This window comes from Pseudomonas sp. App30 (assembly GCF_047947025.1).
Lineage (GTDB): Bacteria > Pseudomonadota > Gammaproteobacteria > Pseudomonadales > Pseudomonadaceae > Aquipseudomonas.
This window is the reverse complement of record NZ_CP133165.1, coordinates 5,354,187-5,368,849: the sequence shown is the minus strand read 5'-3', so window position 1 is coordinate 5,368,849 and position 14,663 is coordinate 5,354,187. Positions and strand designations below refer to the sequence as shown.

13 protein-coding genes are annotated in these 14,663 nt (G+C 61.7%); all 13 read right to left on the bottom strand.

Annotated features, from left to right (window positions below; translation table 11 throughout):
- Positions 1-2 precede the first annotated feature (2 nt).
- Positions 3-749: an ABC transporter ATP-binding protein gene (locus RAM80_RS24695; protein ID WP_416423025.1), complete on the bottom strand. Its 747-nt coding sequence runs from the start codon at positions 747-749 to the stop codon at positions 3-5.
- A 13-nt stretch (positions 750-762) separates the two neighbouring features.
- Entirely contained in the window at positions 763-1,563 is an 801-nt protein-coding gene (locus RAM80_RS24690; RefSeq protein WP_416423024.1) for an ABC transporter permease, read from the bottom strand.
- A gap of 247 nt (positions 1,564-1,810) precedes the next feature.
- Positions 1,811-2,047, bottom strand: a complete 237-nt coding sequence (locus tag RAM80_RS24685) for a DUF1049 domain-containing protein (RefSeq protein ID WP_416423023.1) — start codon at positions 2,045-2,047, stop codon at positions 1,811-1,813.
- 23 nt (positions 2,048-2,070) lie between these two features.
- Positions 2,071-2,373 carry an integration host factor subunit beta gene (ihfB, locus tag RAM80_RS24680; protein WP_416423022.1) on the bottom strand — a complete coding sequence of 101 codons (303 nt, stop codon included), beginning with the start codon at positions 2,371-2,373 and terminating at the stop codon, positions 2,071-2,073.
- A 125-nt stretch (positions 2,374-2,498) separates the two neighbouring features.
- A complete protein-coding gene (locus tag RAM80_RS24675; protein ID WP_416423021.1) occupies positions 2,499-2,786 on the bottom strand; it encodes a hypothetical protein in 288 nt (95 codons plus the stop codon).
- Positions 2,787-3,036: 250 nt separating this feature from the next.
- Positions 3,037-3,237, bottom strand: a complete 201-nt coding sequence (locus tag RAM80_RS24670; protein ID WP_416423020.1) for a cold-shock protein — start codon at positions 3,235-3,237, stop codon at positions 3,037-3,039.
- A gap of 304 nt (positions 3,238-3,541) precedes the next feature.
- Positions 3,542-5,230, bottom strand: a complete 1,689-nt coding sequence (gene rpsA, locus RAM80_RS24665) for a 30S ribosomal protein S1 (protein WP_027977357.1) — start codon at positions 5,228-5,230, stop codon at positions 3,542-3,544.
- 119 nt (positions 5,231-5,349) lie between these two features.
- Positions 5,350-6,039, bottom strand: a complete 690-nt coding sequence (cmk, locus tag RAM80_RS24660) for a (d)CMP kinase (RefSeq protein WP_416423019.1) — start codon at positions 6,037-6,039, stop codon at positions 5,350-5,352.
- Complete coding sequence (locus tag RAM80_RS24655; protein WP_416427553.1) at positions 6,036-8,246, bottom strand: bifunctional prephenate dehydrogenase/3-phosphoshikimate 1-carboxyvinyltransferase; 2,211 nt, start codon at positions 8,244-8,246, stop codon at positions 6,036-6,038. The genes cmk and RAM80_RS24655 overlap by 4 nt, the downstream gene beginning before the upstream one ends.
- A 28-nt stretch (positions 8,247-8,274) precedes the next feature.
- A complete protein-coding gene (gene hisC, locus RAM80_RS24650; protein ID WP_416423018.1) occupies positions 8,275-9,384 on the bottom strand; it encodes a histidinol-phosphate transaminase in 1,110 nt (369 codons plus the stop codon).
- Between the two features lie 9 nt (positions 9,385-9,393).
- Entirely contained in the window at positions 9,394-10,488 is a 1,095-nt protein-coding gene (pheA, locus tag RAM80_RS24645) for a prephenate dehydratase (RefSeq protein WP_416423017.1), read from the bottom strand.
- On the bottom strand, positions 10,488-11,573 hold the full coding sequence (gene serC, locus RAM80_RS24640) for a 3-phosphoserine/phosphohydroxythreonine transaminase (protein ID WP_416423016.1): 1,086 nt from the start codon (positions 11,571-11,573) through the stop codon (positions 10,488-10,490). Before serC ends, pheA begins: the two co-directional genes overlap by 1 nt.
- A 150-nt stretch (positions 11,574-11,723) precedes the next feature.
- Positions 11,724-14,366 carry a DNA gyrase subunit A gene (gene gyrA / locus RAM80_RS24635; RefSeq protein ID WP_416423015.1) on the bottom strand — a complete coding sequence of 881 codons (2,643 nt, stop codon included), beginning with the start codon at positions 14,364-14,366 and terminating at the stop codon, positions 11,724-11,726.
- Positions 14,367-14,663: the final 297 nt, after the last annotated feature.

Below are 14,663 nucleotides of genomic sequence, written 5' to 3'. Positions count from 1 at the left end.
GATCAATGAGCTCCAAAATAAGCGGCTGCAACTGTTTCCGGATCGCCGTCCATACGGATCTTTCCGTGTTCAAGCCAAATCACGCGGTTACAGGTATGCATGACCAGGTCACGGGAGTGGCTGGCGATCACCAGGATATTTGTGGCGCTGACCAGCTCGGTCATGCGCGCTTCGGCCTTATGCCGAAAACCTTCGTCACCTACCGACAACCATTCGTCCATCAGCAGAATTTCCGGGCGCACTGTGGTGGATACCGCGAAGGCCAGACGCAAGTGCATGCCGGTGGAGTAAGTACGCAGGGGCATGTCGACGAAGTCGCCCAGTTCGGAAAACTCGATGATTTCCTCTATTTTGCTGGCGACTTCCTTCTTGGACATACCCAGCAGCGCGCCCCGCAGGAAGATATTCTCGCGCCCGGTTGCCTCAGGGTCGATGCCCAGGGAAATATCGATCAGCGACCCAATATCGCCCTTGATGACTGCGGTACCACTGGACGGCTCGTAGACACCGCTGAGCAGGCGCAACAAGGTGCTCTTGCCCGCGCCGTTATGACCGAGCAGGCCAACCCGGTCGCCGTCGTTAAGAGTAAAGTCCAACCCTTCCAATGCCCGCACAACTACTCGTCCATTAGGGTCGGAGCCCAGCTGGCCGCCGGTGGCAACCTGGATCAAGCGTTTTTTCAGTGATCGACCACTGGCGTTATAAATTGGAAAATCCACACTTACATTTTGAAATTCAATAGAAGCCATATTATTTTCTTCTTTATAACCAGTAAGCGATGCGACGCTTGTATACGCCATAGATCAAAGCGGCGGCGATCCATCCAACCACTGCCATCGCACCGGAAACCTGCCAATTAAGGGCAGTTGGAACCTCGTCCATCAACGGCGAACGCACCACCGAAATAACGTGGTAAATAGGGTTCCAATCGAGAAGATAAAGGTTGGCCTTGCCCGAGAGCAGACTGGGCATCCACATGATGGGCGTCAGGTAGAACAGAACTTGCAACGCACTGCCGATGATTTGTGGCAGGTCACGGTAACGTGCGCACAATACACCGAGCAACAGTGCCACCCATACCAGATTAAGCACCGCAAGCATGAACCCTGGAATGGCTAGCAGTGCAATCCAGCCTATAGGCTTGCCAACTGCCAACAACACCAGCGGGTAGATAACGATGTTGTGGCCGAAAATCAGGATATTTCGCCATGTCATCCGCATGACGTGTATGAACAAAGGCAGCGGCAGTTGCTTGATCACCCCTTCCGCGGCGATGAACGTCATGCAACCATCGTTGACCACGGACGAGATGAACGACCAGAGAATCATGCCCGCCGCCAGGAACGGCAGGAACTCGCGCAGCGGGGTCTTGAAGATCTCCCCAAACACCACGCCGATGGTGCCAATCATGACCCCCATGCTGATGGTCAGCCAGAACGGCCCAAGCGCAGAGCGCCGGTAGCGCTGCCTTACGTCCTGCCACCCCAGCATTCCAACCAGCGAGTAACGCTTGGTTGCCTGAACTATATCCTTTAGTGCGACACTTACTGATCTTCCAGGCATTACCCACACTCTTTCTTGGAAACCTTGCATCTTAATGGAAGACCGCACTGCCTGTCATCCCGACCCGGGCAAAGGCAGGCGCGACCCATAATTCTAAAATTCAGGCTTTCACTGAAAAATCAGAGCGAGACTCTGTATGAAACTGTAATGAGGCCCAAAGTATGGCGCTGCAGTCACATATAAGACTTCAGTAGCCAGCATCCTATCGGACACAATTGGTGGCACAAAACTCAACTATAGGGCGATATCATTTAGCCACGTTGCGCGGCACTGATCTGCGCCCCATCAAAGCTGCCAGTACCGGACCGATGGCAAGACCTACCAGTAGCGCCCCCAACACCAGCAACGATACCGGCAATTGAGGCCCCACCCTGCCGAACACCACCAGGGCGACGCTTTGCTGGTTTTCCAGCACGAACAGCAACGTCACGACGACAATCGCCAAAAGCACCAACATTCCCACTAGCCGTTTGACGTTTCGCACGCCCGCCTCCTGTCCCAACCACGCTATGCGTGGACTTCACCCTCTTCATCCTCATTCACCCGGTCGCGCAGCTCCTTGCCCGGCTTGAAGTGAGGAACGAATTTCCCATCCAGACTGACCGACTGCCCGGTCTTGGGATTGCGGCCTACCCGTGGCGCCCGGTAGTGCAGCGAGAAGCTGCCAAAACCGCGAATCTCGATACGATCACCCGTGGCCAGGCACTGTGACATCTGCTCAAGCATGGTCTTGATGGCCAGCTCCACATCCTTGGATGAAAGCAGGCCTTGATGGGTGACAATACGGTCGATCAGTTCAGATTTCGTCATATTTTTCCCTTCTTTATCAAGAAGCTAGACAATCGCTTCAAAGGTTTTAGCATGGCTGGAGGGATTTGAACAGCCCGCGTATTGACTTGTTGCAAAGGTTTACGGTAGATCACGGAATCCAGCTGTCAGGACTGCCGGCAACGCACCACCAGGCTACGGCTCGACATACCTGCAGGATTGATACCAAAGGGGTAGTCAGGCGTATCATCACTGAGGTCCGTGGACTTGCTCAGCACGCTATACCCTGGCGCCCCGCAGGCGCTCTCCGCTTTCTCGTAGCACTTCTCCCACGAGGACGTGATACCCGAGCAATTGATGTGCAGGGTAGCGATGCCCTTCACGTTGTGGCTGGACATGGTCGCTGCGCAGCCTGACAACGCGATCAACAGGGTGAGTGGCAGCCATCCTTTCATTACCGATCCTTTCGATTGCCCCGGAAACGGTCAATGACCCTTTCGCCGAGTCGCCGCATGCCCTCTTTTGGGTAGACAACTGATTTTGCAGGAGATTCTCCTGCATTCCGGATTTCTTCCGGCGGAGCATCAGAGTGGCGACTGTTTATGACTGTTTAATGTAGCAGGCCGGATGAAGGTACACCGCTGCCGCACCGGCACAATCAGCAGGCAGGCCGAAATGGCCTGCCTGCTGCTGGAGGCCACTGATTCACTGCACCTCGACCTCAACGGCCTGATCTCCCCTTGGGGTGCGCTCGACGCTGAAGGTCACTCTCTGGCCCTCCAGGAGGCTCTTGAAGCCATCACCCTTGATGGCCTTGTAGTGAACGAACAGATCCTTGCCTGTTTCAGCGGCGATGAAGCCAAAGCCTTTTTCGTTGTTGAACCATTTGACGGTGCCGGTGGGCATGGGCGCTTCTCCTTGAATGAACAGCCGCGACGATGGGAACGCGCGGGCTTCCTGCATGGGTGAGCGGACGATAGTGCGACAGGAGAGGCAGGAGGATCAACGAAGGGATTGTTTCAAAATGAAGCCGTAGCAGCGGCCGCCAGGCCGCGTCTGGGTGAACCGTGATACGCCTGGAGTAGCCAGCGCCTGCGGACGCGGCCTGGCGGCCGCCGCTACGGGGAGTGTCGCTCGATCGCCGGCAGGTAAATCGCGGGCACAAAAAAGGGCGACCGAAGTCGCCCTTTTTCTAATGGTCAATCAGAACTTAGTTCTGCTTTTCCATTTGAGCACGCAGCAGGTCACCCAGGGTGGTTGGACCAGTTGCGATGTCCGAAGCAGCTGGCTTGTCGCGCAGGCTCTGGATTGCTTCTTTCTCGTCTTCAACGTCTTTCGACTTGATGGACAAGTTGATCACGCGCGACTTGCGGTCAACGCTGATGATCTTGGCTTCGACTTCTTCGCCTTCCTTCAGGACGTTACGCGCGTCTTCAACGCGGTCACGGCTGATTTCGGAAGCTTTCAGAGTGGCTTCGATGTCGTCGGCCAGGGTGATGATGGCGCCTTTGGCGTCAACTTCTTTAACGGTACCGCGAACGATAGCGCCTTTGTCGTTGACAGCAACGTAGTTGGAGAACGGATCGCTTTCCAGTTGCTTGATGCCCAGGGAGATGCGCTCACGCTCTGGATCAACCGACAGGATCACAGTGTTCAGCTCATCGCCTTTCTTGTAGCGGCGTACTGCTTCTTCGCCAGCTTCGTTCCAGGAGATGTCGGACAGGTGAACCAGACCGTCGATGCCGCCGTCCAGACCAATGAAGATACCGAAATCGGTGATCGACTTGATGGTGCCGGAGATTTCGTCGCCCTTGTTGAACTGGCCAGAGAAGTCTTCCCATGGGTTCGACTTGCACTGCTTGATGCCCAGGGAGATACGACGACGCTCTTCGTCGATGTCCAGAACCATGACTTCCACTTCGTCGCCGACTTGTACGACTTTCGAAGGGTGGATGTTCTTGTTGGTCCAGTCCATTTCGGAAACGTGTACCAGACCTTCAACGCCTTCTTCCAGCTCAGCGAAGCAGCCGTAGTCGGTCAGGTTGGTCACGCGCGCCATGACGCGGGTGTTCTCTGGGTAACGAGCCTTGATAGCAACCCATGGGTCTTCACCCAGTTGCTTGAAGCCCAGGGAAACGCGGTTGCGCTCGCGATCGTACTTCAGAACCTTGACGTCGATCTCGTCGCCAACGTTGACCACTTCGGAAGGGTGCTTGATGCGCTTCCAGGCCATGTCGGTGATGTGCAGCAGGCCGTCCACGCCGCCCAGGTCCACGAAGGCGCCGTAGTCGGTGAGGTTCTTGACGATACCCTTGACTTGCTGGCCTTCCTGCAGCGATTCCAGCAGAGCTTCGCGCTCGGCCGAGTTCTCTGCTTCCAGGACGCTGCGACGAGAAACGACAACGTTGTTGCGCTTCTGGTCCAGCTTGATGACCTTGAATTCCAGCTCTTTGCCTTCCAGGTGCGTGGTATCACGAACCGGACGGACGTCGACCAGGGAACCAGGCAGGAACGCACGGATGCCGTTAACGTCGACAGTGAAGCCGCCTTTAACCTTACCGTTGATAACGCCCTTGACCACTTCTTCGGCGGCGAAAGCTGCTTCCAGAACAATCCAGCACTCGGCGCGCTTGGCTTTTTCACGGGACAGCTTGGTTTCGCCAAAGCCGTCTTCGACCGCGTCCAGCGCAACGTGAACTTCGTCACCGACCTTGATGGTCAGCTCGCCAGCTTCGTTGTAGAACTGCTCGAGCGGGATGACGCCCTCGGATTTCAGACCGGCGTGGACAGTAACCCAGTCACCGTCGATATCGACAACGATACCGGTGATGATCGCACCTGGTTGAAGGTTGAGGGTTTTCAGGCTTTCTTCAAAGAGTTCCGCAAAGCTTTCGCTCATTTTAATTCCTGTAGATTTGGGCGGTAGAAACGCCCATCAGCCGCACTCCAGACAATGCGGGTTCGTTCATAGTAAAGAAGGCGTACGGGCTAGGGACTGGTTTCCCGTACGCGTTCTGGTCACCCGGCGATGTCGCGTAGTGCGACTTCGCTCATGATGCGTTCCAACACCTGCTCGATGGACAATTCCGTGGAATCCAGCTGTATGGCGTCAGCCGCCGGCTTGAGCGGGGCTACCGCTCGCTGGGTGTCACGCTCATCGCGCGCACGTATCTCATCTAGCAGACTCGACAGACTAACATCTTCGCCTTTGCCCTTCAACTGCAAGTAACGTCGACGAGCACGCTCCTCGGCACTGGCGGTCAGGAAGATTTTCAGCGGTGCATCAGGGAACACCACGGTGCCCATGTCGCGGCCATCGGCGATCAGGCCCGGGGCCTCCAGGAACGCGCGCTGGCGCTGCAGCAGGGCGTCACGCACGGCCGGCAGGGCGGCGACTTTCGAGGCGCCGGCGCCGGCGGTCTCGGTGCGGATCACGCTGCTGACCTCATCACCCTCGAGGATGATGCGTTGCAGCTGGCCTTCGGTGGCGGCGATGAATTGCACATCCAGATGAGCGGCCAGTTGCGCGAGCAAGGCTTCGTTGTCCAGGGCCACGCCATGGTTGCCGGCATTGAAGGCCAGCAGGCGATACAGGGCGCCGGAGTCCAGCAGGTTCCAGCCCAGGCGCTTGGCCAGGATACCGGCCACAGTGCCTTTGCCCGAGCCGCTTGGGCCGTCGATAGTAATTACTGGCGCGTGGGAAATCACGACTTGCCCTCTTCGGTTACACGGATCCCGACCTGGCCGCACAGGGCCAGGAAGTTGGGAAAGGAGGTGGCGACGTTGGCGCAATCCAGGATGCGGATGGGCGCACTGGCGCGCAGCGCGGCGACGCTGAAGGCCATGGCGATGCGATGGTCGCCCTGCCCTTGCACTTCGCCGCCCTGCATTGCACCGCCGTCGATGATGATGCCGTCCTCGGTTGGCTGACATGTTACACCCAGCGCCTTGAGGCCGTCGGCCATGGCCTGGATGCGATCCGATTCCTTGACCCGCAGCTCCTGGGCGCCGCGCAGCACGGTACGCCCCTGGGCGCAGGCGGCGGCGACGAACAGCACCGGGAATTCGTCGATGGCCAGCGGTACCAGCTCGACAGGAATATCGATGCCCTTGAGCGGCGCCGAGCGCACATGCAGGTCGGCCACCGGTTCGCCGCCCACTTCACGACGGTTTTCCAAGCGAATGTCGGCACCCATCAGGCGCAGGATGTCGATGACACCGGTGCGTGTGGGGTTGATACCCACGTGTTCCAGCACCAGGTCCGAGCCTTCGGCGATGGACGCGGCCACCAGGAAGAACGCGGCGGAAGAAATATCCCCCGGCACTTCGATGCGCGTGGCCGTCAGTGGCTGGCCGGCCGCCAGGGACACCGTGGCGCCCTGCGTATTCACCGGGTAGCCGAAGCCACGCAGCATGCGCTCGGTGTGGTCGCGGGTCGGCGCCGGCTCGGTGACGCGGGTCTCGCCCTGGGCGTACAGGCCCGCCAGCAGCAGGCTGGATTTGACCTGGGCACTGGCCATGGGCAGCGTGTAGTCCAGCGCCTTGAGCGGCTGGCCACCGCGAATGGTCAGCGGCGGCAGGCCGTCGGCGCCGGTCTCGATCTGCGCGCCCATTTCCCGCAGCGGCTTGGCCACGCGGCTCATGGGGCGTTTGGACAAGGACGCATCGCCGGTCAGCACGCTGTCGAAGCGCTGGGCCGCGAGCAGCCCAGCCAGCAGGCGCATGCTGGTGCCGGAATTGCCGACATAAATAGGCCCCGGCGGCGGCTGCAAGCCGTGCAGGCCGACGCCATGAATGGTCAAGCGGCCGTGGTGCGGGCCCTCGATGACCACGCCCATGTCGCGGAACGCCTGCAGGGTGGCCAAGGCGTCCTCGCCTTCAAGGAAGCCTTCCACCTCGGTGGTGCCGTCGGCGAGCGCGCCGAGCATCACCGCGCGATGGGAAATGGATTTGTCGCCCGGCACGCGGATGCGCCCCGACAGGCGGCCACCCGGCGCGGCGACGAAGTTCAGGTCGCGCGCCTCGCGCTTGTCGACGTAGGCACGGCGGGCGAGGATCTTGCCGAAGTGCTCGCGCGCCATGCGCGCACGGGTGAACACGCCGAGCATCTTCTGCCCGTCGCCGGCGTCCACGGCGTCGCGCAGCGCGTCCAGGTCGCTGCGGAAGGTGTCGAGGGTGCGCAGCACCGCGTCACGGTTGGCCAGGAAGATGTCATGCCACATCACCGGATCGCTGCCGGCAATGCGCGTAAAGTCGCGGAAACCGCCCGCGGCGTAGCGGAAGATTTCCAGGTTTTCGTTGCGCTTGGCCAGGGAATCCACCAGGCCGAAGGCCAGCAGGTGCGGCAGGTGGCTGGTGGCCGCCAGCACTTCGTCGTGGCGCTCGATGGCCATGTGCTCGACGTCGGCGCCCAGCGCACGCCACAGCGCGTCGACGATGGACAGCGCACGCGGCGCGGTCTCCGGCAACGGCGTGAGGATGACCTTGTGGCGCTGGAACAGCTTGGCGTTGGAGGCCTCCACCCCGCTCTGCTCGGACCCGGCAATCGGGTGGCCGGGCACGAAGTTGAGCAGCTGCGCCGGCGCCAGCACCTCACGCGCCGCACGCACGACGTTGCCCTTGGCACTGCCCACGTCGGTGAGGATGGCATCGCCCAGGTCGAGCTGCGCCAGCTTGGCCAGCAGCTTTTCCATGGCCAGGATGGGCACGGCCAGCTGGATCACGTCGGCGCCCTTGCAGGCTTCGGCCAGGTCGGCCTCGCAGCGGTCGACCACGCCCAGCTCCACCGCCAGCTTGCGCGACTGCGGGTCCAGGTCCAGGCCCACCACTTCCGCGCACAGGCCGCTTTCGCGCACGCCCTTGGCGAAGGAACCACCGATCAGGCCCAGGCCAACCACCACCAGGCGGCCGATCAGGGGCTTGGGTGCTACTACCGAAAAACCATCAACCACGTGCCAGGACCTTGCTCAGCGCTTCCAGGAAACGAGCGTTTTCAGTCGGCAGGCCAATGGTCACCCGCAGGTGGTTGGGCATGCCGTAGTTGGCCACCGGACGCACGATCACGCCTTCCTGCAACAGGCCCTGGAACACCGGTGCGGCCACGCGGCCCAGGTCGATGCAGAGGAAGTTGCCCTTGGACGGGATCCAGCCCAGGCCCAGCTCGCGGCAGCCTTCCTGCAGCTGTTGCATGCCGAACTCGTTGAGCTCGCGGCTCTTGGCCAGATAAGCGGAGTCGGTCAGCGCCGCACAGGCGGCCGCCAGGGCCAGGCTGTTGACGTTGAACGGCTGGCGCACGCGGTTGAGCACGTCGGCGATCACCGGCGAGGACAGCGCGTAGCCCACGCGCAACGCTGCCAGGCCATAGGCCTTGGAGAAGGTGCGCGAGACCAGCAGGTTGGGGTGCCGCGCCAGGTAGTCGAGGCCGTCCGGCAGCTCGCCGCCGGTGGCGTATTCGATGTAGGCCTCGTCCAGCACCACCAGCACGTCCTGCGGCACGTCGCGCAGGAAATCGCCCAGCGCCTGGGCATTGAACCAGGTGCCGGTAGGGTTGTTGGGGTTGGCGATGAAGACGATGCGGGTGTCGGCGTCGATGGCCGCCAGCATGGCCGGCAGGTCGTGGCCCCACTCCTTGGCCGGCACCACGCGCGACTCGGCGCCCACGGCCTGGGTCACGATCGGGTAGACGGCGAAGGCGTGTTCACTGAACACCGCGTTCTGGCCAGGGGCCAGGTAGGCGCGGGCCACCAGCTCGAGGATGTCGTTGGAGCCGTTACCCAGGGTGACCTGATTGACCTGCACGCGGCAGCGCTCGGCCAGCAGGGTCTTCAGCTCGAAGCCGTTGCCATCGGGGTAGCGGGTCAGCTCGGCCAGTTCGTTGGCGATGGCTTCGCGCACCTTGGGGCTGGCACCCAGCGGGTTTTCGTTGCTGGCCAGCTTGACGATGTTCGCCGGGTCCAGGTTCAACTCGCGGGCCAGTTCATCCACCGGCTTGCCGGGGACGTAAGGCGACAGCTTTTGTACGCCCGACTGCGCGAGGGCGAGAAAATCACTCATTGCTAAACCTCAGAGAACGGCTTTCGGGTACGAGCCCAGCACCTTGAGTGCCACGGCTTCCTGGCTGATCTTCTCGAGCACGCCCTTGATCAGCGGATCACGGTGATGGCCGACGAAATCGATGAAGAATACGTAGGTCCATTTACCGCTGCGTGACGGACGGGTCTCGATACGGGTCAGGTCGATGCCGTTGTCGTGGAACGGCACCAGCAGCTCGTGCAGCGCACCCGGGCGGTTGCTCATGGAGACGATGATCGAGGTCTTGTCGTCGCCGGTGGGCGGCACTTCCTGGTTGCCGATGATCAGGAACCGCGTGGAGTTGTCCGGGCGGTCCTCGATTTTCTCGGCCAGGCGGGTCAGGCCGTAGAGGCTGGCCGCCATGTCGCCGGCGATGGCCGCCGAGTTCCACTCGCCCTTGACCCGCTTGGCGGCCTCGGCGTTGCTGGACACGGCGATGCGCTCGACGTTGGGGTAATGCGCGTCCAGCCACTTGCGGCACTGGGCCAGGGACTGGGCGTGGGAATAGATACGCGTGATCGCGTCGGTCTTGGTGCTTTCGCCAATCAGCAGGTGATGGTGGATACGCAGCTCCACCTCACCGCAGATGACCATGTCGTGTTCCAGGAAGCTGTCCAGGGTGTGGTTGACCGCACCCTCGGTGGAGTTTTCCACCGGCACCACGCCGAAGTTGACCGCACCGGCCACCACTTCACGGAACACTTCGTCGATGGCCGCCATCGGCTTGCTGATCACGGCGTGACCGAAGTGCTTCATGGCCGCGGCCTGGGTGAAGGTACCTTCAGGGCCCAGGTAAGCGACTTTCAGTGGGTTCTCCAGGGCCAGGCACGAGGACATGACTTCGCGGAACAAGCGCGCCATCTCTTCGTTGCTCAAGGGGCCCTTGTTGCGCTCCATCACGCGCTTCAGCACCTGGGCTTCGCGCTCGGGCCGGTAGAACACCGGCACCTCGCCTTCGGCCAGGGAGGCCATTTTCACGCGGGCAACTTCTTCGGCGCAGCGGGCACGATCGCTGATCAGTTCGAGAATTTTCTCGTCCAGGGCATCGATGCGCACCCGCAGGGCTTTCAGCTCCTGGTCAGACATCAGGCGTTTTCCTTCTCGAACTCGGCCATGTAGGCAACCAGCGCTTCAACCGCGTCCAGGCCCAGGGCGTTGTAGATGGAGGCACGCATGCCGCCCACCGAACGGTGGCCCTTGAGGTTGAGCAGGCCACGGGCGTCGGCGCCGGCCAGGAAGGCCTTATCCAGGCGCTCGTCCGCCAGGCGGAACGGCACGTTCATCCACGAGCGGGCGTTGTGCGAGATCGGGTTGGTGTAGAAGGCGCTGCTGTCGATGAAGCCGTACAGGCGGTCTTTCTTGGCGCGGTTGCGCGCTTCCATGGCCTCGACGCCACCCTGCTCCTTCAGCCACTCGAACACCAGGCCCGAGAGGTACCAGGAGTAAGTGGCCGGGGTGTTGTACATCGACGCGTTGTCGGCGGCGATCTTGTAGTTGAGCATGGTCGGGCAGGCGCTGCGGGCGCGGCCCAGCAGGTCTTCGCGAATGATCACCACCACCAGGCCGCTGGGGCCGATGTTCTTCTGCGCACCGGCGTAGATCATGCCGTACTGCGACACGTCGATGGGGCGCGAGAGGATGTCGGAGGACATGTCCACCACCAGCGGCACGTCACCGGTCTGCGGTACCCAGTCGAATTCCAGGCCGCCGATGGTTTCGTTGGACGCGTAGTGAACGTAGGCGGCGCCTGGAGTCAGGTTCCACTCGTTCTGGCCAGGAATGGCCAGGTAGTCGTAGGGCTTGGCGCTGGCGGCGACGTTGATGTTGCCGTAGCGACGCGCTTCCTCGATGGCCTTCTTCGACCAGATGCCGGTCTCGATGTAGTCCGCAGTGCCGCCTTCGGGCAGCAGGTTCAGCGGGATCTCGGCGAACTGCTGGCTGGCGCCACCCTGCAGGAACAGGACCTTGTAGTTGGACGGAATGGACAGCAGGTCACGCAGGTCCTGCTCGGCCTTCTCGGCAATGGCCACGTAGTCGTCGCTGCGGTGGCTCATCTCCATGACGGAGAGGCCCTTGCCGCGCCAGTTCAGCATTTCGGCCTGGGCGCGCTGCAGGACAGCTTCAGGGAGCGCAGCGGGACCTGCGCAGAAGTTAAAGGCTCGGTTGCTCACATCCACTCTCGCTCTGCTTGAATTCGTTAGATCGGCGGTGAGGCCATCGCGGCCAAGGCCGGCTCCTACGGCCAACGTTGACGGCAACCAGCACCACCACCCAAATATCATTGAGGGCACCGAAGTGCCCCCATGATCCATCACGACAATTTATTCCTGCGGCAACTCGTCGTCGCCTGGCGCCTCATCCGGCACCTCGGCGCCTTCGGCCGGCGCTTCGAAGCCCTCTTCGCCCTCGAGCAATTCCTCGCCCTCGACTTCCGATGGCTCCTGCACGCGCTCCAGGCCTACCAGCGTCTCGTCGCTGGCCAGCTTGATCAGCGTCACGCCCTGGGTGTTACGGCCCAGGCTGGACACTTCGCTGACGCGGGTACGCACCAGGGTGCCCTGGTCGGAAATCAGCATGATCTCCTCGCCGTCGAGCACCTGTACAGCCCCGACCAGACGGCCGTTGCGGTCGTTGCTGACCATGGCGATGACGCCCTGGCCGCCACGCTTGTACTCGGGGAACTCGCCGATGGCGGTGCGCTTGCCATAACCACGCTCGGAAGCGGTGAGGATCTGGCTGCCTTCTTCAGGGATCAGCATGGAAATCAGCTTCTGCCCTTCTGGCAGGCGCATGCCGCGCACGCCGCGGGCGGTACGGCCCATGGCCCGTACGTCGGATTCCTTGAAGCGGGTAACCTTGCCACCGTCGGAGAACAGCATGACCTCACGCTCGCCGTCGGTGATGGCGGCCGAGATCAGCACGTCGCCTTCGTCCAGCTCCAGGGCGATCAGGCCCACGCTGCGCTGGCGGCTGAAGGATTCCAGCGGGGTCTTCTTCACGGTGCCGTTGGCGGTGGCCATGAAGATGAAGTGACCTTCGGTGTATTCCTCCACCGGCAGCATGGTGGTGATGTACTCGCCATCGTCCAGCGGCAGCAGGTTGACCAGCGGGCGACCACGGGCGGCACGCGAGGCCTCCGGGATCTCGTAGGTCTTGAGCCAGTACACCTTGCCCTTGCTGGAGAACAGCAGCAGGGTGGTATGGCTGTTCGCTACCAGCAGGTGGGCGATGTAGTCTTCGTCCTTCACGCCGGTAGCCGACTTGCCCTTGCCGCCGCGGCGCTGGGCCTGGTAGGCAGCCAGTGGCTGGGTCTTGGCGTAGCCGCCGTGGGAGATGGTCACCACGCGCTCTTCTTCCGGGATCATGTCACCCAGGGTCAGGTCCAGGCGCGCGTCGAGGATCTCGGTGCGGCGCACGTCGCCGTATTCGGCGCGGATCACTTCCAGCTCTTCGCGGATCACTTCCATCAGGCGCGCGGCGCTGTTGAGGATGCGGATCAGTTCGCCGATCTGGTTGAGGATCTCCTGGTACTCGGCCAGCAGCTTCTCGTGCTCCAGGCCGGTGAGGCGGTGCAGGCGCAGGTCGAGGATGGCCTGGGCCTGTTCCGGCGACAGCCAGTACTTGCCGTCACGCAGGCCGTACTGCGGGTCCAGGTTCTCGGGGCGCGACGACTCGGCGCCGGCCGCTTCCACCATGGCTACCACGGCGCTGGATTCCCAGGCGGTGCTGACCAGCGCTTCCTTGGCCTCGGACGGCGTCGGCGAGGCCTTGATCAGGGCGATGACCGGGTCGATGTTCGACAGGGCAACGGCCTGGCCTTCCAGGATGTGGCCGCGCTCGCGGGCCTTGCGCAGCTCGAACACAGTGCGGCGGGTGACCACTTCGCGGCGGTGGCGCACGAAGGCTTCCAGCAGGTCCTTGAGGTTCAGCACGCGCGGGCGGCCGTCGATCAGGGCCACCACGTTGATGCCGAACACGGCCTGCATCTGGGTCTGGGCGTAGAGGTTGTTGAGGATCACCTCCGGCACTTCGCCGCGACGCAGCTCGATGACGATGCGCATGCCGTCCTTGTCGGACTCGTCGCGCAGTTCGGTGATGCCTTCCAGCTTCTTCTCTTTCACAAGCTCGGCGATCTTCTCGATCAGGCGGGCCTTGTTCAGCTGGTACGGCAGCTCGGTGACCACGATCTGCTGGCGGCCGCCGACCTTGTCGATGTCTTCGACGGTGGAACGGGCACGCATATAAATGCGGCCACGGCCGGTGCGGTAGGCCTCGATGATGCCGGCGCGACCGTTGATGATGCCTGCGGTCGGGAAGTCGGGGCCAGGGATGAACTGCATCAGTTCATCGATGGTGATGTCGGCGTTGTCGATCAGCGCCAGGCAACCGTCGATGACTTCACCGAGGTTGTGTGGCGGGATGTTGGTGGCCATGCCCACGGCGATGCCGCTGGAGCCGTTGACCAGCAGGTTGGGGATGCGCGTCGGCATCACCGCCGGGATCTGCTCGGTGCCGTCGTAGTTGGGCACCCAGTCCACGGTTTCCTTGTGCAGGTCGGCCAGCAGCTCATGGGCCAGCTTGGTCATGCGCACTTCGGTGTAACGCATGGCCGCGGCGTTGTCGCCGTCCACCGAACCGAAGTTGCCCTGGCCGTCTACCAGCAGGTAGCGCAGGGAGAAAGGCTGGGCCATACGCACGATGGTGTCGTAGACCGCGGTGTCACCGTGAGGGTGGTACTTACCGATCACGTCACCGACCACACGGGCGGATTTCTTGTACGGTTTGTTCCAGTCGTTACCCAGTTCACTCATCGCAAACAGAACGCGGCGATGCACGGGCTTCAAGCCATCACGCGCATCAGGCAGTGCACGCCCGACGATGACGCTCATCGCGTAGTCGAGGTAGGACTGTCTCAGCTCGTCTTCGATATTGACCGGGAGGATTTCTTTGGCCAGTTCGCCCATGAGAAGCCTGATTCCTTTTTCTGGTGAAACTCCGTCACATCCAATGGGACGAACGAAGCTCGCCGCCGACGGCACGGCCGTGAGGCGACTTACGACAAATCAACGAGTTATGCTCTGGATCTGCGCAGTGGGGGCCGCCTCAAAGGGCGACCCTGGAAACCGTCGGATGTTACCACAAAGCCCGTCAGGGACCTATCCCCTGGAAGGCTTGCAAACCCATTAATTGATGAGTGATCGCGCCTGGGATGGCTCTGAGGGGCTTTTGTGCGCAATTGGCAATGTTTACACCCCTGATTT

Coding starts and splice junctions, on each gene's coding strand:
- pheA (WP_416423017.1), bottom strand. CDS start 10,488: ATGTCTGACCAGGAGCTGAAAGCCCTGCGGGTGCGCATCGATGCCCTG.
- RAM80_RS24675 (WP_416423021.1), bottom strand. CDS start 2,786: ATGAAAGGATGGCTGCCACTCACCCTGTTGATCGCGTTGTCAGGCTGC.
- RAM80_RS24695 (WP_416423025.1), bottom strand. CDS start 749: ATGGCTTCTATTGAATTTCAAAATGTAAGTGTGGATTTTCCAATTTAT.
- RAM80_RS24690 (WP_416423024.1), bottom strand. CDS start 1,563: ATGCCTGGAAGATCAGTAAGTGTCGCACTAAAGGATATAGTTCAGGCA.
- gyrA (WP_416423015.1), bottom strand. CDS start 14,366: ATGGGCGAACTGGCCAAAGAAATCCTCCCGGTCAATATCGAAGACGAG.
- rpsA (WP_027977357.1), bottom strand. CDS start 5,230: ATGAGCGAAAGCTTTGCGGAACTCTTTGAAGAAAGCCTGAAAACCCTC.
- hisC (WP_416423018.1), bottom strand. CDS start 9,384: ATGAGTGATTTTCTCGCCCTCGCGCAGTCGGGCGTACAAAAGCTGTCG.
- ihfB (WP_416423022.1), bottom strand. CDS start 2,373: ATGACGAAATCTGAACTGATCGACCGTATTGTCACCCATCAAGGCCTG.
- RAM80_RS24670 (WP_416423020.1), bottom strand. CDS start 3,237: ATGCCCACCGGCACCGTCAAATGGTTCAACAACGAAAAAGGCTTTGGC.